Raw genomic sequence first — 19331 nt, forward strand, 5'->3', positions numbered from 1 at the left:
CCGGGCGTCAGTCCGCCTCGAGCTTCAGCCGCAGCTCGCGCAGCACCGGCAGCGCCGCGCGCACCTTGTCGACCCCGAGGTCCTTGACCATCTCCGAGATCACCGGCGCCATGGCGGCGAGCGCCGCCTCGCGGGCGCGCTTGCCGGCGGGGCTGATCGCCACCATCTTGCGCCGCGCGTCGTCCCAGTCGGGGCGGATGTGCACGTAGCCGGCAATCTCGAGCTTGGTGAGCGTGTTGGTCATCGCACCTCGGGTGACGTGAAAGCTGCGCGCCAACTGCGCCGGGCTGCGCTCGTTCTGCACCCGGGCAAGGTGGTTGAGAACAGAGAAATGCGAGATTTCCATGCGGTCGGGCAGCACGCGGGTCAAGCGGTTGCGCAGCAGCTGGTCAGCAGTAAGCAGCTCGCTGAAGAGCGAGATGGCCAGCGCGTCGGCGGGGGAGCTCATGCCGGTCCCTCGAATTGGCGGTCGTGGGTCAGCACCGGGATCTGTGCCCGCGCCTTGTCGGATTGCGCGAGGTCGATCTCGGCATAGATGATGCCCGGCTCGGTGCCGCCGTCGGCGATGACCTCGCCCCAGGGCGAGACGACCAGCGAATGGCCGTGAGTTCGGCGCGGCTTGCCCTCGGAGATCTTGTGAGAGCCGCATTGCGCCGGGGCCAGCACCCACGATCCGGTCTCGATGGCGCGGGCGCGCAGCAGCGGCTCCCAGTGGCCGGGACCGGTGGCGGGCGAGAAGGCGGCGGGCACGGTCAGGATCTGCGCCCCGGCGTGGGCAAGCGCCCGGTGCAGGTAGGCAAAGCGCACGTCGTAGCAGATGGTCATGCCGATGGTGCCGAAGGGTGTCTCGACCGCCACGGCGCGGTCTCCGGGGGCAAAGCCGTCGGATTCGCGGTAGGTCTCGGTCTCGGTCACCTGCACGTCGAACATGTGGATCTTGTCGTAGCGCGCAGCGATCTCGCCCTCGGGTGTGATCAGGAAGCTGCGGTTGGCAAATCGCTGCTCCGGCGGCTCGGATTTCACGCCGAGCGAGCCGATCAGCAGCCAGACGCCAAGCGCCTTCGCCTCGGCGCGCAGCCCCGCAAGGGTCTGGTCCTCCGCCTCCGGCTGCAGCACCGCCCTCTGGTGGCTGCGGCTCGAGGAGACGCAATTGGTCACTTCCGGCGTCAGGATGAATCCCGCGCCCTGCCCGGCCGCCTCGCGCATCATGGCGCGGACGGTCTCGAGATTCTCCGCCGGATCGTCCGACGAGCTGATCTGCAGCAGCGCGGCCTTCATCACCTTCCTCCGTCAGCTCGCAAGCAGCGGATCGAGCTTGCCGTCGCGCTCCATGGCATAGAGGTCGTCGCAACCGCCGACGTGGAAATCCCCCACGAAGATCTGCGGCACGGTGCGACCGCCGTTGGCACGCTGGGTCATCTCGGCGCGGCGCTCGGGCGCGGCGGCGACGTTGATCTCGGTGAACTCGGCACCCTTCTGGGTGAGCAGTCGCTTGGCGGCGACGCAGAAGCCGCAGGTGGGCGTGGTGTAGATCTCGATCGGTTTCATGCAGGTTTCCCTTTCCGGCGGGCTGGCAGCCCATCTTTCAGGGATTTAGGTATCCTTTGCAACGCGCGCCAGTACCGAGACCCTCACCTGTGCCGCGCCGGCCCCCTTGCAGGCCAAGGACGCTGCGGAAAGCGTCGCACCAGAGGTCATCACGTCATCCACCAGCAGCAAACTGCGCCCCTTGAGGTCTACCCGTCCAGTAACGCTGATCGCGCCGTCGAGCGTCGCAAAGCGTTCCTCTGCCCCTTTTCCGTCAAGCGAAGGCGTGGCACGGGTTCGGCGCAGGGCATCGGGGGCATGCCGCAGTCCCAGCTCGCGCGCCAGCGCCGCGCCCAGCAGCGCCGACTGGTTATACCGGCGGCGCAGGTGGCGGCGCAGGTGCAGCGGCACCGGCACCACCAGCGTCTCGGCATCGAGCCCCCGCAGCCCGCGCGACATCCAATGCGCCGCGGGCCGCGCGATGTCGGTGCGATCGGCGTGTTTCAGCATCAGCACCAGCTTGCGCCCGTTGCCCTTGTAGAGCAGCGCCGCCCGCCCCTGCTCCCAAGGGCGCTCCTGCGTGCGGCAGTCGTCGCAGAGCTCGGCCAGCTCTGACTGGCCGGGCAAGGGCACCCCGCAGAGATCGCAGCAGAGGCCGTCAAGAAAGGAGGTGTCGCGCCAGCAGGGCCCGCAGAGCCCGTGATCGCTTTCGACCAGCCCGCCGCAGGTCAGGCAGCGCGGCGGGTAGACAAGCCGCAGCGCCCCGCGCAACAAGGTTTGCAACCGCTCCTGCCGCATCTTATCTAGCCTCCATGTCCAGCCAGAGTTCCGGCCCGCGTCCCGGCCAGCCAGCCCCCCAGAGCCCGCAGCTCATCGACCGCACCGCCCTCGCCCGGAACCGGGCCCGGGCGCGCCGCGCAGAGACTTTGCACAGGTCCCTCTTCCTGCACGAGGCCGCGCGGGACGAGGCACAGGATCGGCTGATAATGGTTAACAGGGAGTTCAAATCCCCGGTCATCGTCACCCCCTTCCCCGAGATCTGGGACGGCGCCCTGCCCGGCGCGAAGATCATCCACGACGACGAGGTCCTGGATCTCGAGGTCGGCGCGCATGACCTGGTGATCCACGCGCTTGCCCTGCACTGGGCGAACGACCCGGTGGGCCAGCTCATCCAGTGCCGCCGCGCCTTGAAGGCCGACGGGCTCTGCCTGACCATCGCCTTCGGCGGCGAGACGCTCTCCGAGCTGCGCGCGGCCCTCGGGCAGGCCGAGATCGACGTGACCGGCGGGCTGTCACCCCGCGTACTGCCGATGGGCGAAATCCGCGACCTCGGCGCGCTGCTGCAACGCGCCGGGCTGGCGCTGCCGGTGGCGGATTCGCTGCCGCTCGACGTCAGCTACGAGAGCGCGCTGCACCTGATGCGCGACCTGCGGGCCATGGGCGAGGCCAACGCGCTTTCGGCCCGGCTGCGCCGTCCCACCCGCCGCGCCGTCCTGCTGCGCGCCGCCGAGCTCTACGCCCAGAACTACGCACGCCCGGACGGCCGTCTCTCGGCCACCTTCGAGCTCGTCACCCTGACTGGCTGGGCCCCCGACGAGAGCCAGCAAAAGCCGCTGCGACCGGGATCTGCGGCGCATCGTCTCGCCGACGCTCTGGGCGCCAAGGAAACCCGGCTCAAGGATTGAATCATTCTAAATTCGCGTTAACTAGCGCGTGACTTTGAGGGAACAGAACGCATGAACGACATGACCACCGACCCGATCCGTCCCGCTCAGGCCCCCGCCGATCACCCGGCGCTCCCACGCGAAAAAGTCGGTATCCTGCTCGCCAACCTCGGCACGCCCGATCACTACAGCTACTGGCCGATGCGCCGCTACCTCTCCGAGTTCCTCTCGGATCAGCGCGTGATCGACTACCCGAAGTGGAAATGGCAGCCGCTGCTGCAGCTGATCATCCTCAGCAAGCGGCCTTTCGCCTCTGGCAAGAACTACAAGTCGATCTGGAACGAGGCGCTCAACGAGAGCCCCCTCATGACCATCACCAAGGCGCAGACCGCCGCCCTCGCGGCGTCGATGAAAGAGCGTTACGGCGATCAGGTCATGGTCGACTTCTGCATGCGCTACGGCAACCCCTCGACCAAGTCCAAGGTCAAGGCGATGACCGAGGCAGGCTGCCGCAAGATCCTCTTCTTCCCGCTCTACCCGCAATACGCGGGGGCAACCTCGGCCACCGCCAACGACGCGTTCTTCAAGGCACTGATGGACGAGCCATGGCAGCCCACCGCCCGCGTCGTCGATCCCTATTTCGAGAACCCGGCCTATATCGAGGCGCTGGCCCAGTCGGTCGAGCGCGCCTATGCCGCCAAGGACGAAAAGCCCGAGATGCTGGTGGTCTCCTACCACGGCATGCCGAAGCGCTATCTGATGCAGGGTGATCCCTATCATTGCCAGTGCCAGAAATCGACGCGACTGCTGCGCGAGCGGCTCGGCTGGGACAAGACGCAGATTTGCACGACCTTCCAGTCGGTCTTCGGTCCCGAGGAATGGCTCAAGCCCTATACCGTCGAGGAGGTGGCGCGATTGGCCAAGGAAGAGGGCAAGAAGCGCATCGCGGTGATCGCCCCGGCCTTCTCCGCCGATTGCATCGAGACGCTCGAGGAGATCAACGAAGAGATCAAGGAGAGCTTCGAGCACGCCGGCGGCGAGGATTTCACCTATATTCCCTGCCTCAACGACGAGCCCGCGCATATCGCGGCACTGAGCGGCGTGATCGAGGAAAACCTCAGGGGCTGGCTGGACTGAACCCGGCGCTCCGGCGATGTTCCAAAGGAAAAGGCGGTGCCGGGGCACCGCCTTTTGCATGTCTGGCTGAAGCGTCCGGTCAGTCGGTCGCAGAGGCTGCGGCCACGACGGCGATCAACAGCAGCGGGATCAGGATGCCGCCATAGGAGGACGACGCTTCGGTGCCGTCAACCACGACGACCGGTTCGGAAACCGGTGTGGCGCTGTCGTAGGACCCGGCCATGACCGAGGTCGCGGATACTGCGAGCACGGCGGCGAGTGCAAATTTCTTCATGCTGTTCTCCAGATCAACGCCTGCCGCGGCATGGTGAATTCCAAAGCTGAATTCCGCCCCGGCAAGCCCAGGACTTACCTCGTGTCTCTGGTCTAAGCAGCAAATTCCGAAGATTGCAAACTCTGGCTGACGCAACGTCCGCCGCGCCGCCCGGCCGCCGTCAAATGAGCAACACCTGCGTGCCGACCTGTGCCATCTCGTAAAGCGCTTCGATATGCTCGTTGTAGAGCCCGATGCAGCCGTTCGACGAGCGGCGCCCGATCTTCCGCGTGTCGTGTGTGCCGTGGATGCGGTAGTACTGCCAGCTCAGGTGCAGAGCGCGGGTGCCGAGCGGGTTGTCGGGGCCCGGCGGCACGTAGTCCGGCCACTCCGGGTTGCGCTGCTTCATCGAGGGTGTCGGACGCCAGTCGGGGCTCGGATCCTTCAGCACCACCTGCGTGCGGCCCTTGCGGGTCAGGTCGTCGGTCAGCGGCACCGAAGAGGGGTAGAGATGGTATGTGCCGTTCTGTTCCCAGAAGTGCAGCGCGCGCGAGGAAATATCCACCAGCACCGCGCCCTTGTTCAGGTTGCTGAAGTAGGGCTGCCAGTCGAGCGTGCGGAAGCTCGAGATGTTGTGGCGGATGACCTTCGAGATATCATTCTCCATCTCGACCGTGCCCGCGCCATTGTAGCTCTGCGCAAGGGCCGGGGTCGCCGCAGCGCCAGCCAGCGCGGCCGATCCGGCGAGGAAGGCGCGACGGGAGTAGGGGGATTTTGCCATGGCAGAGATGTCCTTTGGAGCCACGAAAAACGAAAAAGCCAGTACGAGGCGTCTGAGGCCTTACGCCCGACAACCGTTAAGAGTTCCCTAATCATATGGCGAGAGCGCCGCAGTCGCAAATCAAACGCAGGTGTACACGTACGATCACATGTATGTGGGTTTGATCAGTCCGCCTGCGCGAGCTATGTGTGTGCCGCAATAGTGAACCAGCGGTACGCGAAGGCCAGCCAACATGAACAGACGCACGTTTCTCCTGCTCTCCTCCGGGCTTCTCGCGGCGGCTTGTGCCTCCACGGTGACCCCGCCGCAGATCGGGCCGGATGGAAAACCCCTGCCGCGCGTCTATCGGATCAACGAGGGTGACAGCGGCCGGATCGAGTACTCGATGCTCGATTCCGTGAACGCGCTGCGCCAGGCGCGCGGAGTGCCGGCCGTGACGCTCGACAGCAAGCTCAACGCCGCCGCTGCGACCCATTCGCGCGACATGTCGGTGCAAAACCGCCCCTGGCATTTCGGCTCGGACGGCTCCTCGCCGATCGACCGGGTGCAGCGCGTCGGCTACACCGGCCGCCTGCTCGGCGAGAACATCTCGGAGACCTACGAGTCCGAGCTCGAGACCCTCGCCGCCTGGATGGAAGAAGCGCCGACCCGCGACGTCATCCTCGACCCGGGTGCGCGCCAGATGGGCTTTTCCTGGTTCCAAGAGCCGGGCGGCAAGATCTGGTGGACCCTGGTCATGGGGGCGCCCGACCTCGCCCCGACACCGGGCACGCAGATGGCAGGTTTCTGAAACTCGCTGCATCGGCCTGATGAAAAGACCGCCCCCGGGCGGTCTTTTTCGTTTCGACAAGGGCGCGGAGCGGACCGTCTTGTTGGCATGACACCCTTTTTGATCACGGTTCCCGAAGAGATTTTCGGGCGGCATGGTCTCTAGAAGTCGGCTTTGCGGACTGTGCCTCCATTCGACTCGGGCGCTCGGGAATTCCAGTTGATGCCGAACCAATTCGACAATACCTGAAACCTGCCGGTAATAGAGTTGCAGGGTGGTGTCTCCTGAGCCTGTCTTGCGACAGGTTCTTCTTCGCCACCGCGTCAAACCTGAATTGATCAGGGGGGCGCTTCGACGTGGTTCACGGCCTTTCCTGATCGTCACGAAATGACGGACCGTTGAACTTCGGCCGGGAAAGCGAGAGCGCAATGCATCCCTGCCTCACCTCCTATTTTGCCCTTGGCGGCACTCAACTGCGCCACGCCATGCAAAAGGCCGCCCCGGGGGCGGCCTGTCGGTCGGCTCTCCACGACGGCCCTTGGGGGGCAGGATCAGGGCATGATGAGAATCGGCGTCGGCTTGTCGGTGCGGATCATCGCGTAGATGTCCTCCATCTCGCGGTCGGTCACCGCGATGCAACCCCAGGTCCAGTCCCAGACCCCGTTCTGATATGGCGCCGGACGACCGTGAATGAAGATGTCGCCACCCGGGCTCTTGCCGAGATAGCGTGCCTCGGCGCGGTCGGCGGCATTGGGATAGTCGATCCCGAGACTCAGGTGGAACCGCGAGTTCGGGTTGCGCCGGTCGATCATGTAGAGACCCTCGGGCGTCTTGCCGTCGCCCTCGATCTTCTTGTCGCCGATGGGGTCGAAACCGAGCCCGACGTTGTAGATCTTCACGATCGAATCATGGTGAAGCAGGTACATCTTGCGAGCCTGCTTGTGGACCACGACATGGGTAACCGTCGGCCCGCTATAGGACCTGAATTTCATGCTCGGTTGCTCGCGCCCACCGCCGCAGGCGGCAAGCAGCAACACCGCTGCCAGCACGAAAACGTGCCTGCCAATAAACATCTTGCCTGTCTCACTCGTTCTTATTTTGCCACAGTTATACATGACTGCGGGGCATCGCGATAGGAGGAGATGGCAGGAAGCTGTCGGAATCTCGGCATTATTGCCTTTTGAATCCTGCAACGAGCTCGATGTGGGTCGACCAGCGGAACTGGTCCACCACGCGCAGCCCGTCCAGCACGTAACCGGCCCGCAGCAGCGCCGCAGCGTCGCGGGCAAAGGTCACCGGGTTGCAGGAGACAAAGGCAATGCGGGGGATCTTCGCCTCGCAGAGCTGCGCCACCTGCGCCTCGGCCCCGGCGCGCGGCGGGTCGATCACCGCGGCGTCGAAACGCGCAAGCTCGGCGGGCAACAGCGGGTTGCGGAAGAGATCGCGCGCCTCGGTGGTCACGTGGCGCAGACCCTGCGCATGGCGCCAGCCATGGTCGAGCGCCTGGGTCATCGCCCGGTCACCCTCGACCGCATGCACCCGCGCCGTCTCTGCGATCGGCAGCGCGAAGGTGCCGCAGCCGGCGAAAAGGTCGACCACTTGGCTCGCGCCTTCGATGTGGTCCAGCACGTCGGCCAGCAGCGCCGCCTCGCCCTGCGGCGTCGCCTGCAGGAAGGCGCCCGGCGGCGGAGAAACCTCGGCCCGGCCCAGCTTCTGCATCGGCGGGCGTCGGGTCAGCACAACGTCTTCGCCCCAGGCGATACGCGCGCAATCATGCTGACGCGCCAGCTCGGAGAGCTGCTGCTGCATCTGCGCATCGGCCTCCTTGCCACCCTTGGCGACAACGTCGAGCCCACCTTGGCTGGTGGTGAGCATGACCGAAAGCTCGGCCTTGCGGCTCGCCCCGAGCACGGCCAGCGCCTCGACCAGCGGCAGCGCGGCGGCCAGTTTCGGATCGATCACCCGGCAATCGGGGACTTCGACGATGACGTCCGAGCGCTTGCGGTGGAAGCCGACCTGCGCGCCCTTCTTCGTGCGCTTGGCCGAGAAGCCGGCGCGGCGCCGGGTCTGCTCGGGCGACGTGGCAATCTCGCGGAACGCGGCCTCGATGCCATGGGCAGCAAGCGCGTGGCGCACCACCGTTTGCTTCCACTCGGCGACGAAATCCGCCCGCGCGTGCTGCAGCTGGCAGCCGCCGCAGGTCTTGGCGTGGCGGCAGGGCGGGCTGACCCGCATCTCCGAGGGCGTGAGGATGCGCGGCGCGTCCATGACGCCACCGGTGATCTCGCCCTCGACAACCTCGCCGGGCAGAGTGCCGGGCACGAAGACGGGACCGGCGGCGATGCCGTCCCCCTGGTGCCCGAGCCGTTCGATCGTGACCTGTTCCATGCGCCGCCTCATGCCCCCAACGGACCTTCCGCGCAAGCCTGTTAAACCGGGCGCATCGCCCCTGGAGAGCCTATTCCGCCGCTTCCCGCGGGTCGATCACCCCGCCGCTCTGGCGGTTCCAGTACCGCGCGTAGAGCCCGTCCTGCGCCAGCAGCGTCTCGTGGCTGCCCTGCTCGACGATGCGGCCCTGATCGAGGACGACGATCCGGTCCATGCTGGCAATGGTCGAGAGCCGGTGCGCGATGGCGAGTACCGTCTTGCCCTCCATCACCCTTTCGAGCGCGCGCTGGATCAGCGCCTCGACCTCGGAGTCGAGCGCCGAGGTCGCCTCGTCCATGACGAGGATCGGCGCATCCTTGAGGATCGCCCGCGCCAGCGCCACGCGCTGCCGCTGCCCGCCCGAGAGCTTCACCCCACGCTCGCCGAGATGCGCATCATAGCCGGTGCGCCCCATGTGGTCGCGCAGGTGCAGGATGAACTCATGCGCTTCGGCCTTCTCGGCGGCGGCGATCACCTCCTCCATCGTGGCACCCGGGCGGCCGTAACGAATGTTGTCCAGCGCCGAGCGGTTGAACATCGCGGTCTCCTGCGTGACCATGCCGATCTGCCGCCGCAGGCTCTCCTGCGTGACGCCCGCGATGTTCTGCCCGTCGATGTAGATCCCGCCCTTTTCCGTGTCGTAGAGCCGCAGCAGCAGCGCTACGAGGGTCGACTTACCGGCGCCCGAGGCACCGACGATGCCCACCTTCTCGCCCGGCGCGATGTCGAGCGCGATATGCTCGACGCCGCCTTCCTTGCGGCCGTAGGCGAAGCCGGCGTCACGGAATTCGACCCGCCCCTCGGGCACCTGCAGCGCCGGGGCTCCCGGTGCATCGAGCAGCGTATGATCGGGGGTCAGCGTGCGGATGCCATCCTCGATCTCGCCGATATTGGCGTAGATTCCCATCAGCGTGAAACTGACCCAGCCGGTCATCTGGTTGAGCCGGATCGCCACCGTGCCCGCCGCGGCGATGTCGCCCGCGGTGACATAGCCGCGCGACCAGAAGACCAGCGCCCCGCCGATCAGCAGCACCGGCAGCGTGCCGGCCAGCGCCATCAGCCAGAAACGAAAGGCCGAGGCGATATGACCGAAGGCGATGAACCGTTCCCGGTAGGTCGACATGGCGTCGAGCGCGGCCTGGTCCTCGAACTCGTCATGAGCGAAGAGCTTCACCGTCTTGATGTTGGTGACCGTGTCGACGAGCTGGCCGGTGACCATCGCCCGCGCCGCCGCCCGCGCCTTGGAGCGCGTCCGGATGCGCGGCATGAAATGCCGCAGCAGCAGCGCGTAGACCACAATCCAGGCCACCAGCCCCATCCCGATACGCCAGTCAATCGCGCCGACCAACCAGACTGAGCCGATCACCGAGGCCAGCGCGAAAAGTACCGCCTGGATGATTTCGGAAATAACGTCGTTGAGCGCCCGGGCGGTCTGCATCTCCTTCTGCGAGATGCGCCCGGCGAAATCATTGTCGAAGAAGGTGACCGAATGGCCCAGCGTGTAGCGGTGCACCCTGCTGAGGATCAGGTTGAACACGTTGGGCTGCATGATCACCGACTGCACGTAGGCCGAGAGCCCCGCCATCCCCGGCCGAAGCACCACGAAGAACAGCGCGCAGACCAGCAGGAACACCCAGTTCTCCGAGATCATCTCGCTGGCCGGGCTGTTCAGCGCCCGGTCGATCACATCGCCGAGCAGCTTGGCCGACACCACCTCGAAGGCACCGCCGAGGATCGACAGGATCCCCGCCGGGATCACCACCGGCCAGGCCCCGCGCAGGGCCCAGAGCACGAAACGTGCCAGCGTCTGCGGTGGGGGCCGATCGGCGGGGGAAAACGGGTCTATCATGTCGGAAAGGCTCATGCCTCGTCCTCTCGCGTTCGGTCTAGATCATGTGGGATCCTGCGCATCCGGGTCGAGGAACCCGCCGGATTGGCGCGCCCAGAATCCTGCATATAGGCCAGCTTGGGCCAAAAGCGCGTCATGTGCACCCTCCTCGACGATGCGCCCGTCGTCCATCACGAGAATGCGATCCATGGCGGCGATGGTCGACAGCCGGTGCGCGATGGCGATCACCGTCTTGCCCTCCATCATGCCATAAAGCGTGTCCTGGATGGCGGCCTCGACCTCGCTGTCGAGCGCCGAGGTGGCCTCGTCGAGAATAAGGATCGGCGCATCCTTGAGGATCACCCGCGCCAGCGCGATGCGCTGCCGCTGCCCGCCCGAGAGCTTCACGCCGCGCTCGCCCACATGGGCGTCATAGCCGCGCCGGCCCTGCCCATCTTCGAGCGTCAGGATGAACTCATGCGCCTGCGCCTGCTTCGCGGCCTCGATCATCTGTGCCTCGGTCGCCTCGGGGCGGCCGTAAAGCAGGTTCTCGCGGACCGAGCGGTGCATCAGCGCGCTGTCCTGCTGCACCATTCCGATCTGCCGCCGCAGGCTGTCCTGCGTCACCCGGGTGATGTCCTGGCCGTCGATCTCGACCCGGCCCGCTTCGGGGTCGTAGAAGCGCAGAAGCAGCTTCACGAGGGTCGATTTTCCGGTACCCGAGCGGCCCACGAGACCGATCTTCTCGCCCGGCTTGATGGTCAGCGTCACCCGGTCGAGCCCGCCCGAACCGCGCCCGTAATGGTGCGACAGCTCCGAGACGGCGATCTCGCCCTGCGAGACCACCAGCGGTTTCGCCTCTGGCGAGTCCACCAGTTCGATCGGCTGAGCGATGGTCTCCATCCCCTCGGCCACCACGCCAAGCTGGCGGAAGAAGGTGGTCAGCGCCCACATGATCCAGCCGGTCATCGCGTTGAGCCGGAGCGTCAGCGCGGTTGCCGCCGCCACCGCGCCAACACTCGCCTGCCCCTGCATCCAGAGCGCAACGGCCCAGCCGACGACCCCCACGATGAGCAGCCCGTTGAGCACCATCAGCCCCAGGTCCATCAGCGTGTAGATCCGCATCTCCGCCTGGAAGGTCTGCCGGGCCTGCTCGATCGCCTCCTTGGCATAGTCGAGCTCCTGCCGGTCATGGGCGAACATCTTCACCGAATGGATGTTGGTATAGGCATCGACGACCCGGCCCGTCACGAAGCTGCGCGCATCCGAGGCGGCCTTGGAGGCCGGACCGACCCTCCGGATCGTCCAGCGCATCAGCCCGGCGTAGAGCGTTAGCCAAAGCAGCATCGGGATCACCAGACGCACGTCGGCATCGCCGAGCAGCACCAGCGCGCCGACGAGGTAGGAGAGCGCGAAGGTGATCGCGTCGAAGACCTGGAACACCGCCTCGCCCGCCGCCGGCGGGGTCTGCATGATGCGGCCCGCGATGCGCCCGGCGAAGTCGTTTTCGAACCAGCCGATCGACTGGCGCAGCACCTGTTTGTGCGCGCGCCAACGCACCAGCGTGCCGAAGTTGGGCATGATCGCGTTGTTCAGCAGCAGGACGTCCAGCGCCTGGAAGAGCGGTCGCAGGAAGAGGATGAAAAGCGCAAGTGCGATCAACTGCCCGCCGTGCTCGTCCCAGACCTGCGCGGGCTCACCGCCGAGGATGTCGACGACCCAACCCATGGCCCAGATCAGCCCGACCTCGACACTGGCGACCACGACCGAGAGCAGCCCGGTCCAGACGAAGACCCGGCGGAACGGCCGGGAGTAGTCCAGCATGAAGGGCAGCAGCCTGGTCGGGGGCCGGTCCGTCTGCGGATAGTCCACATAGGGATCGACCATGCTTTCGAAACGGCGGAACATGGGTCAGGTCCTGAAATTAAGACACAAGTTCTTGGTCAGGCCTTACAGGAACACCATGACGGAAAAACTTGCCAGTGCGACGGCCATGGTCCGGTTGAACCAGCGCCAGGCCGCCGGGGTCGACAGCAGATAGGTTAGCAGCGCCCCCGCCGACGTCCAGAACAGGCACACCACCAGGTTCAGACCTGAAAAGGCCGAGCCCAGCCGCAACGCCTCGCCCAGCGGGCCGAAAGCCGAGGGGTAGGCCGAGACCGCCGCCAGCGCCACCGCCCAGACCTTGGGGTTGACCCATTGGAAGAGCACCGCCTCGATCAGCGTCATCGGGCGCGCCGCCTCGGCCTTCTTGCGGCGCTCGGAGTGCCAGAGTCCCCAGGCCATGTAGAGCATCCAGAGGCTCGCTGCGATGCGCAACACGAACTCCAGGCGCGGCATCTGTTGAAGCAATGCCGCGATGCCGAGCCCGGTAAGCCCCGCGGTGATGCCGACGCCGATCACCACGCCGAAAAGATGCGGCAGGGTGCGCTTCACGCCGAAGCGGGCGCCCGAGGCAGTAAGGAGGATGACATTGGGACCCGGCGAGAAGAGCCCGAAGAAGACAAAGGCGTAGAGCGGGTCGAGAGTCATGTAGTGCGCTTACTCGTCAGACAGAAGTTCCGCCTTGGTAAGCGTGAAACCCGATCCGATCCAGAGTTTCTCTGCCGCGCGCAGCGCCTCGCCCAGCTCGGGGCCTCTGAGCGCGGGCATGAAATCCTTTGCCGAGAGCGGAAAACTCACCTCGGTGCCCTTGGCCACCTGGAAGAGCGCCTCTTCCGTCACCGGCTGTTGGAAGCTTGCCGCACGCAGCAGGAGCACGCTCTGCGCGATCTCGGCGCCGTGGCGATAGGAGAGCTCCGCCGGGCCCTGCGGCTCGCCGATCAGGCTCTGATAGGAGGAAAGCTGTCTCTGCTGCGCCTTCGACAGCCGCAGGTCGGGTTCTTCCACGCCGAGGCTGGCGAGCCTGCGCAGCGCGTCCGGGGCGACGGACAGTCTCTGTTCCTCGGCCACCAGTGGGCCCAGCGCGATCACCGAGGCCCCGGGCAGCACATGCGCCAGCACTCCGACCTGCGCCATGACCGAGACGGCGGGAACCGGGTCAGGCGCGGCCAGCAGGCGCAGCATCTCCTGCCCGACCCGTTCGCGCGACAGGGTGTCGAGCCCGTCCAGCGTCTCGGCGATCCCTGCCAGCGCCTCGGGATCGAAGCCCCGCTCGGGATCGCCGTACCAGGCCGAGAAGCGGAAGTAGCGCAGCGTGCGCAGGTAATCCTCGCGGATACGGTCCGTCGCCTCGCCGATGAAGCGCACGTGGCGGGCCTTGAGGTCCGGCAGGCCGTTCAGCGGATCGAGGATCAGCCCCCGCGCATCGGCATAGAGCGCGTTCATGGTGAAGTCGCGCCGCGCCGCATCCTCGGCGATGTCGTCCGAGAAGCGCACCACGGCGCGGCGGCCATCTGTCTCTGTATCGGCGCGGAAGGTGGTGATCTCGTGGCCGATGCCGCCCGCGACCACCGTCACCGTACCGTGCTCGATGCCGGTAGGCACCGGCTTCAGCCCCGCCGCCTGCGCCAGCTCGACCACCCGCTCGGGGCGGGCATCGCTGGCGATGTCGACGTCGCTCACCGCCACGCCCATCAGCGCGTTGCGCACGCAGCCGCCGACCACGTACCCCTGATGACCGCCGCCCTCGAGCATGGCGAGCACCTGCTGCGTCTCGGGTCGGGTCAGCCAGTCGCCGGTTACCGTGGTTTTTCCAAGGCTCATGCCATGCGCTCCGCCAGCCCGCGCAGCATCCGTGCCGTCGCGCCCCAGATGTAATAGGGGCCGAAGGGCACCGTCCAGTAATGCCGCGTCGCGCCGCGCCAGCGCCGCCCCTGGATGCTGTAGCGGTCGAGGTCGGCAATATGCGCGAAGGGCACGCGGAACACCTCGGCGACCTCGCCAGGCTCCGGAACAGGCTCGAAATCGTACATGACAAGACCAATGACCGGGGTCACCTGGAAGCCGGTGACTGTCTCGTGCGCGGCCAGCGTGCCCAGCACGTCCACCCGGCTTTCCGACAGGCCCACCTCCTCGCGCGCCTCGCGCAGGGCGGCGGCAACCTCGTCCTCGTCGCCGGGATCGACCTTGCCGCCGGGAAAGGCGATCTGGCCAGGGTGGTGCTTGAGCCGCGAGCTGCGCTTGGTCAGCACGAGCTCTAGCCCCTGCTCGCAGGCGACGAACCCAGCGAGAACGCCGGCGGGACGCAGCTTGCGCCCCTCCGGCAGAACCGTGCCCGGGTTCAGATCGAAATCCGAGGATGCGCCGGAGGTCGACTCCAAGGCCCGTTTCAGCAGATCGATCTGTTCCCGGACCTGGCTCACTTCTTGGCCTCGAATCCGACCGTTTCCGGGTCGAGCTCGTAATGCGCGCCGCAGAATTGGCAGTCCGCGGTGACCTTGCCGTCCTCGGTGGTCATCTTCTCGATGTCCCGGGCCGAGTAGATCGACAGCGACTGGCGCACGCGGTCTTCCGAGCAGGTGCAGCCGAAGCGCACCGGCTGGGCGTCGAACACCCGCGGATTTTCCTCGTGGTAGAGACGCACCAGCAGGTCGGTCGGCGCCAGATCCGGGCCGATCAGCTCCAGCTCGTCCACCGTATCGAGGTGGAAGTTCACGCGGCGCCAGTTCTCACCGTCGTCCGTGTCGCCGAGCAGATCCTCGGGGCGCAGAACGCCGTTCTCGCCGGTACCGCCCTCGCCGTCGACTTGCGGCTTGGCGAAGGGCGAGGCTTTCGGCATGTGCTGCAGCATCACGCCACCGGCGCGCCAGTGCGAGCTGCCATCCGCCTGTGGCACATTGCCGAAGTTGAGCATGAAACGGGTCGGGATCTGCTCGGACTGGGCGAAGTAGCTCTCGGCGCAGCGCGCCAGCTGGCCACCCGCGAGCGGGGTGATGCCCTGATAGGGCGTGGTGCCTTTGCCCTGGTCAATGAGCACGGCGAAGTAGCCATCCTCGAGCTGATCGTAGGCCGGGGCGTCGGTGACCTGGTCGCGGTCGAAGCTGGCATAGGCGCGCAGGCGGGCCGGCTCGCCCTCCTTGGTGGGGGCGAAGTAGTCGGTCGCGATCATGCGCAGCGCGCCACGGGTCTGCACCTGCAGCGAGAGCTTCCAGCGCAGCTTCATGGTCTGGCCGATCAGCGCGGTCAGCAGGGTCATTTCCGCGATCAGCGCCTCGACCGGCTCCGGATAGTCGTGTTGACTGAGGACCCCGTTCAGCACCCCGTCGAGCCGCGCCACGCGGCCCCGGATGTCGGCGTGATCCAATTGAAATGGCAGGACGGTATCGTCCCAGGCGAGTTTGCTGCCGATGGTCATGGGGTTTCCTTATCTGCCGGATCTTGGCATATCGGCCCCATATAAGCAGCAAGAACACGGGAACCAAGGGGGACCGATGACTGCAAGATACGGCGAGCCGCCCGAATCCGGGCGCAGGTACACCCTCCGTCCCGGCGCCTATGCCATCCTGCCGCGAAACGGGGCAGTGCTGGTCACGCATCAGGCAGATCCCTGGCCCGAGTACCAGCTGCCCGGCGGCGGCATCGACGCGGGCGAGTCGCCGATCGCGGCCCTGCACCGGGAAGTCTTCGAGGAAACCGGCTGGAAGATCGCGCAGCCGCGCCGGCTCGGGGCCTTCCGCCGCTTCACTTACATGCCCGAATACGACCTCTGGGCCGAGAAGCTCTGCATCATCTACGCTGCCCGCCCGGTGCGCCCGCTCGGCGCCCCCAGCGAGCCCGGCCACCAGGCGGTGTGGATGGACCCGGTGCTGGCCTCGGAGATCCTCGGCAACCCGGGCGACCGCGACTTCCTGCGCCGAGCCTTGGCCTGACAAGGGTCAAGTCCCGCCGAATTCCAGCAACGCGGCCGAGACGTCGTCCTCCAGCCGCACGCCGCTGCGCGTGCGCTGGGTAAACCTCCAGAAGAGATCGTCAAGATACTCGGTGCCCTGCCCCTGCACCTCGAGCGCCAGCGCCCGCAACCCCGCGAAATCGAGCTGCGTGCCATCGGGCAGCAGCGCCTCGGTCAGCCCGTCTGAATAGAGCAGCAGCCGGTCGCCGGGCTGCATCTGCAGGCGTAGCCGCTCGTAGCGCGCGCCGGGGATCAGCCCGACCGGCAGGCCGCCCTGCCCGATGAACTCGGCCCCGCCGCCAGCGCGCAGCAGCAGCGGCGGAGGGTGCCCGGCCTGCACCAGCTCGACCTTGCCGGAATCGAGATCGGCCACGGCGTAGGCCATGGTCATATACTCCGCGACCCCCGGATCCGCCGCCAGCCGCTCGTTGAGGCGCCGCACCACCTCCTCGGGCGGGCGGAAGAGCGTGCCATGCACGATCCGCTCGAGCGCGATGTTCTGGTCAGGGAAATCCCCACCCAGCAGCCCGGCCACCCGCGCGGTCATCAGCGCCGAGGTGATGCCGTGGCCCGAGACGTCGATGCTGTAGACCCCGACGCTGCGCTCGCAATGCGAAAAGCTGCCCACCAGATCGCCGCCCACATGACCGCAGGGCTTGAGCAGCAGGCTCACCTGCGATGCGCCGATGCGCCGGCTGCGGCGAGGCACCAGCGCCTGCTGGATGGTGCGGGCCTGCTGCAGGTCCCGGTCCACCGCATCATAGGCCGCCTGCAGCCGTCCCAGCGTCGCCGAAAGCTGGCGCTGCATCTGCAGAATCCGCGCCCCGGCGTTGATCCGCGCGCGCAGCTCGCTCGCATTGACCGGCTTGGTCAGGAAATCATCCGCCCCGGCGTCGAGCCCGCGAGCGATCTCGGCCTTGTCGCTCTTGCTGGTGAGCAGGATGAAATAGCCGTAACGGTCGCCGCATTGGGCCCGGAACAGGCGACAGAACTCCAGCCCGTCCATGCCCGGCATCATCCAGTCCGAGAGCACCGCGTCGGGGCGCATCTGGTCGCAGAGCAGCAGTGCCTCGGCGCCGCTCTGGGCCTGAAAGACCTCGAGGCCCCAGCGCTGCAGCATCGACGAGAGGATCTTCAGTTGCAGCGGGCTGTCGTCGACCACCAACACGCGCCGGATCGGGGCCTGCCCCCACCTTGGTTCGAAACTCTCGGCGGTGTTCGGGATCACCCTGCATCCTTTCTAGCTACGCCTGACCGGGATGCAGGCTAGAGCCCGCGCGTTAATGCATGCTTTCGTCCGAGTCGGGCCGGGACCGCGAAACACTTCGTTCAGCTTTCTCTGTCACGCTCTTCCGAGGAGGTACCAAGATGACCGAAGCCCCGACATCTCCCGCCGCACTTTCCCCCGGATCAGAGCCGGGTGGCCCCCTCATCGACTGGCTCAGGGTTGCCGAGCTACGGGACGAAATCGGGGGCGAGGATTTCGATGAGGTGGTCGCGCTCTTCCTGACCGAGGTGCAGGCCACGCTCGATCGTTTGCCCGCGCATGCCGAGTCGCTGCAGGATCTCTCCGAGCAGCTGCATTTCCTGAAGGGCAGCACGCTGAACCTCGGCTTCGCGCGGCTCTCGACCCTCTGCGAGGCGGGGGAACTCGCGATCACAGCCGGGCTCGGCGCGCCGCTCGATCCCGAGCTTCTCCGCCGCTGCTACGCCCGCTCACGCGAGGAGTTTCTCGCGCAGCTGCCCGAGCTTCGTGCCGCCTGAAGCCACTGGACAAGGCTCTGCGCCGGGCAGATCGTGCCCAGCGCCCCAAGTGGCACCACGTCGCGATCAGATCACGAATTGCGCCAGAACCTCGTCGTCGGTGATGTCGCGATAGGCGTAGCCATGGGCGTCGAGATCGCCGAAGAGCCGGTCGAAATTCGCCGGGTTCGCAGTCTCGATTCCGATCAGCACCGAGCCGAAGTTGCGCGCCGACTTTTTCAGGTACTCGAAGCGCGCGATATCATCTTCCGGGCCGAGGAAGTTCAGGAAATCCTTCAGTGCCCCGGGGCGCTGCGGCAGCCGCAGGATGAAGTACTTCTTCACCCCCGAGTAACGCTGCGCCCGCTCCTTCACCTCGGGCAGGCGTTCGAAGTCGAAGTTCCCCCCCCGAGGTGATGCAGACCACGGTCTTGCCGCGGATCGCCTGGCCAAGGTCCTTCAGCGCGTCGATCGACAGCGCCCCGGCGGGCTCCAGCACCACGCCCTCGACGTTCAGCATCTCGAGGATGGTGGTACAGAGCCGGTCCTCATTCACCGCCAGCGTGTTTGCCAGCCCGACGCCCTTGAGCACCTCGAAGGTTTTCGCCCCAATCCGCGCCACCGCCGCACCGTCCGCGAAAGTGTTCACCGACGGCAGGGTCACCGGCTTGCCCGCCTCGAGCGCGGCGCGCAGGCAGGCGCCGCCCAGCGGCTCGACAAAAGTGTAACTGGTGGCCGTGCCGAAATAACTCAGCAGCCCCGAGCCGAGCCCGCCGCCGCCCACCGGGATCACCAGGTGATCGGGCACGCGGCCCAGTTGCGCCTCGATCTCGACCGCCACGGTGGCCTGCCCCTCGATCACGTCCTCGTCGTCGAAGGGCGACAGGAAATGCCCGCCGATCTCGGCGCAATAGTCCTGCGCGGCGCTGAGGCATTCGTCGAAATAGTCTCCGACAAGGCGGATTTCGACATTCTCGCCACCGAACATCCGGGTCTTCTGGATCTTCTGCTGCGGCGTGGTCACCGGCATGAAGATCACCCCGGTCTTGCCGAACTGGCGGCACATATAGGCCACACCCTGCGCGTGGTTGCCGGCACTGGCGGCGACAAAGGTCTCGACCTCGGGACGCTTGCGCATGGCGTTGAAGGCCCCACGCAGCTTGTAACTGCGCACCGGGCTCAGGTCCTCGCGCTTGAGCCAGATCTCGGCGCCGAAGATCGCCGAGAGGTGATCGTTGCGCAGAAGCGGCGTCTCGGGGAAGACCGAGCGCATCTCCTGCGTGGCGGCGCGGGCGTGAGCGAGAAAATCATCCATGCCCTAGGCATGTGGCGCATCGGCGCGTTTTGCGCAAGGCCGCTGAGCGCCCGGGAG

General features: G+C 66.6%; 20 protein-coding genes and 1 pseudogene. 5 read left to right on the forward strand and 16 right to left on the reverse strand.

The features are described 5' to 3' along the window. Window positions 1-7: 7 nt before the first annotated feature. From CLG85_RS05020 to CLG85_RS05035, 4 genes are read right to left on the reverse strand one after another with little or no spacing between them, the layout of a single operon-like run. Window positions 8-448: a MarR family winged helix-turn-helix transcriptional regulator gene (locus tag CLG85_RS05020; RefSeq protein ID WP_092425730.1), complete on the reverse strand. Its 441-nt coding sequence runs from the start codon at window positions 446-448 to the stop codon at window positions 8-10. Continuing rightward, on the reverse strand, window positions 445-1278 hold the full coding sequence (locus CLG85_RS05025) for a carbon-nitrogen hydrolase family protein (protein WP_095882488.1): 834 nt from the start codon (window positions 1276-1278) through the stop codon (window positions 445-447). The genes CLG85_RS05020 and CLG85_RS05025 overlap by 4 nt, the downstream gene beginning before the upstream one ends. Before the next feature lie 12 nt (window positions 1279-1290). Further along, window positions 1291-1548, reverse strand: coding sequence for a glutaredoxin 3 (gene grxC, locus CLG85_RS05030; protein ID WP_095882487.1), 258 nt, complete (start codon window positions 1546-1548; stop codon window positions 1291-1293). A 45-nt stretch (window positions 1549-1593) separates the two neighbouring features. Continuing rightward, window positions 1594-2325, reverse strand: coding sequence for a ComF family protein (locus CLG85_RS05035; RefSeq protein ID WP_095882486.1), 732 nt, complete (start codon window positions 2323-2325; stop codon window positions 1594-1596). Between the two features lie 14 nt (window positions 2326-2339). On the opposite strand from CLG85_RS05035, the gene CLG85_RS05040 reads away from it, so the two are divergent. Further along, window positions 2340-3212 carry a methyltransferase domain-containing protein gene (locus tag CLG85_RS05040; RefSeq protein WP_095882485.1) on the forward strand — a complete coding sequence of 291 codons (873 nt, stop codon included), beginning with the start codon at window positions 2340-2342 and terminating at the stop codon, window positions 3210-3212. Between the two features lie 51 nt (window positions 3213-3263). Next, window positions 3264-4328, forward strand: a complete 1065-nt coding sequence (gene hemH / locus CLG85_RS05045) for a ferrochelatase (RefSeq protein ID WP_095882484.1) — start codon at window positions 3264-3266, stop codon at window positions 4326-4328. A gap of 79 nt (window positions 4329-4407) precedes the next feature. Here hemH and CLG85_RS05050 read toward each other — a convergent pair whose 3' ends face one another. Together CLG85_RS05050 and CLG85_RS05055 are read right to left on the reverse strand one after the other, a co-directional pair. After that, window positions 4408-4602, reverse strand: a complete 195-nt coding sequence (locus tag CLG85_RS05050; protein WP_095882483.1) for a ferrochelatase — start codon at window positions 4600-4602, stop codon at window positions 4408-4410. A 160-nt stretch (window positions 4603-4762) separates the two neighbouring features. Then, window positions 4763-5362, reverse strand: coding sequence for a L,D-transpeptidase (locus CLG85_RS05055; RefSeq protein ID WP_095882482.1), 600 nt, complete (start codon window positions 5360-5362; stop codon window positions 4763-4765). A 232-nt stretch (window positions 5363-5594) separates the two neighbouring features. Here CLG85_RS05055 and dalA point away from each other — a divergent pair, with 232 nt between their 5' ends. After that, window positions 5595-6152: a divisome-associated lipoprotein DalA gene (dalA, locus tag CLG85_RS05060; RefSeq protein ID WP_095882481.1), complete on the forward strand. Its 558-nt coding sequence runs from the start codon at window positions 5595-5597 to the stop codon at window positions 6150-6152. Window positions 6153-6682: 530 nt separating this feature from the next. Here dalA and CLG85_RS05065 read toward each other — a convergent pair. The 8 genes from CLG85_RS05065 to hslO all read right to left on the reverse strand — a co-directional run bounded on the left by CLG85_RS05065 (window position 6683) and on the right by hslO (window position 15682). Further along, complete coding sequence (locus CLG85_RS05065) at window positions 6683-7204, reverse strand: L,D-transpeptidase family protein (RefSeq protein ID WP_095882480.1); 522 nt, start codon at window positions 7202-7204, stop codon at window positions 6683-6685. Window positions 7205-7301: 97 nt separating this feature from the next. Further along, entirely contained in the window at window positions 7302-8519 is a 1218-nt protein-coding gene (locus tag CLG85_RS05070) for a class I SAM-dependent RNA methyltransferase (protein ID WP_095882479.1), read from the reverse strand. Between the two features lie 70 nt (window positions 8520-8589). After that, entirely contained in the window at window positions 8590-10422 is a 1833-nt protein-coding gene (locus tag CLG85_RS05075) for an ABC transporter ATP-binding protein (protein ID WP_095882478.1), read from the reverse strand. A gap of 27 nt (window positions 10423-10449) precedes the next feature. Continuing rightward, window positions 10450-12294 carry an ABC transporter ATP-binding protein gene (locus CLG85_RS05080; protein WP_095882477.1) on the reverse strand — a complete coding sequence of 615 codons (1845 nt, stop codon included), beginning with the start codon at window positions 12292-12294 and terminating at the stop codon, window positions 10450-10452. Window positions 12295-12336: 42 nt separating this feature from the next. Further along, entirely contained in the window at window positions 12337-12918 is a 582-nt protein-coding gene (locus CLG85_RS05085; protein ID WP_095882476.1) for a LysE family translocator, read from the reverse strand. 9 nt (window positions 12919-12927) lie between these two features. Beyond that, window positions 12928-14091 (reverse strand): CCA tRNA nucleotidyltransferase, encoded by a 1164-nt coding sequence (locus tag CLG85_RS05090; protein ID WP_235865400.1) that lies wholly within the window; start codon window positions 14089-14091, stop codon window positions 12928-12930. Further along, window positions 14088-14690, reverse strand: a complete 603-nt coding sequence (locus tag CLG85_RS05095) for a CoA pyrophosphatase (RefSeq protein WP_095882475.1) — start codon at window positions 14688-14690, stop codon at window positions 14088-14090. The genes CLG85_RS05090 and CLG85_RS05095 overlap by 4 nt, the downstream gene beginning before the upstream one ends. Further along, the gene (gene hslO / locus CLG85_RS05100; protein ID WP_095882474.1) at window positions 14687-15682 is read right to left on the reverse strand and encodes an Hsp33 family molecular chaperone HslO; all 996 of its coding nucleotides are present in this window, start codon (window positions 15680-15682) and stop codon (window positions 14687-14689) included. The genes CLG85_RS05095 and hslO overlap by 4 nt, the downstream gene beginning before the upstream one ends. Window positions 15683-15758: 76 nt before the next feature. On the opposite strand from hslO, the gene CLG85_RS05105 reads away from it, so the two are divergent. Next, on the forward strand, window positions 15759-16196 hold the full coding sequence (locus CLG85_RS05105) for an NUDIX hydrolase (RefSeq protein WP_095882473.1): 438 nt from the start codon (window positions 15759-15761) through the stop codon (window positions 16194-16196). Window positions 16197-16202: 6 nt separating this feature from the next. Here the strand turns inward: CLG85_RS05105 and CLG85_RS05110 are convergent, their stop codons facing one another. Then, window positions 16203-17444, reverse strand: coding sequence for a PP2C family protein-serine/threonine phosphatase (locus tag CLG85_RS05110; protein ID WP_235865399.1), 1242 nt, complete (start codon window positions 17442-17444; stop codon window positions 16203-16205). A 140-nt stretch (window positions 17445-17584) separates the two neighbouring features. Here CLG85_RS05110 and CLG85_RS05115 point away from each other — a divergent pair, with 140 nt between their 5' ends. Then, the gene (locus tag CLG85_RS05115; protein ID WP_095882472.1) at window positions 17585-17980 is read left to right on the forward strand and encodes an Hpt domain-containing protein; all 396 of its coding nucleotides are present in this window, start codon (window positions 17585-17587) and stop codon (window positions 17978-17980) included. A gap of 66 nt (window positions 17981-18046) precedes the next feature. Here the strand turns inward: CLG85_RS05115 and ilvA are convergent. Next, window positions 18047-19274, reverse strand: a pseudogene (gene ilvA / locus CLG85_RS05120) (threonine ammonia-lyase IlvA). Between the last annotated feature and the right edge of the window lie 57 nt (window positions 19275-19331).

Source organism: Alloyangia mangrovi (genome assembly GCF_002300555.2).
GTDB lineage: Bacteria > Pseudomonadota > Alphaproteobacteria > Rhodobacterales > Rhodobacteraceae > Salipiger > Salipiger mangrovi.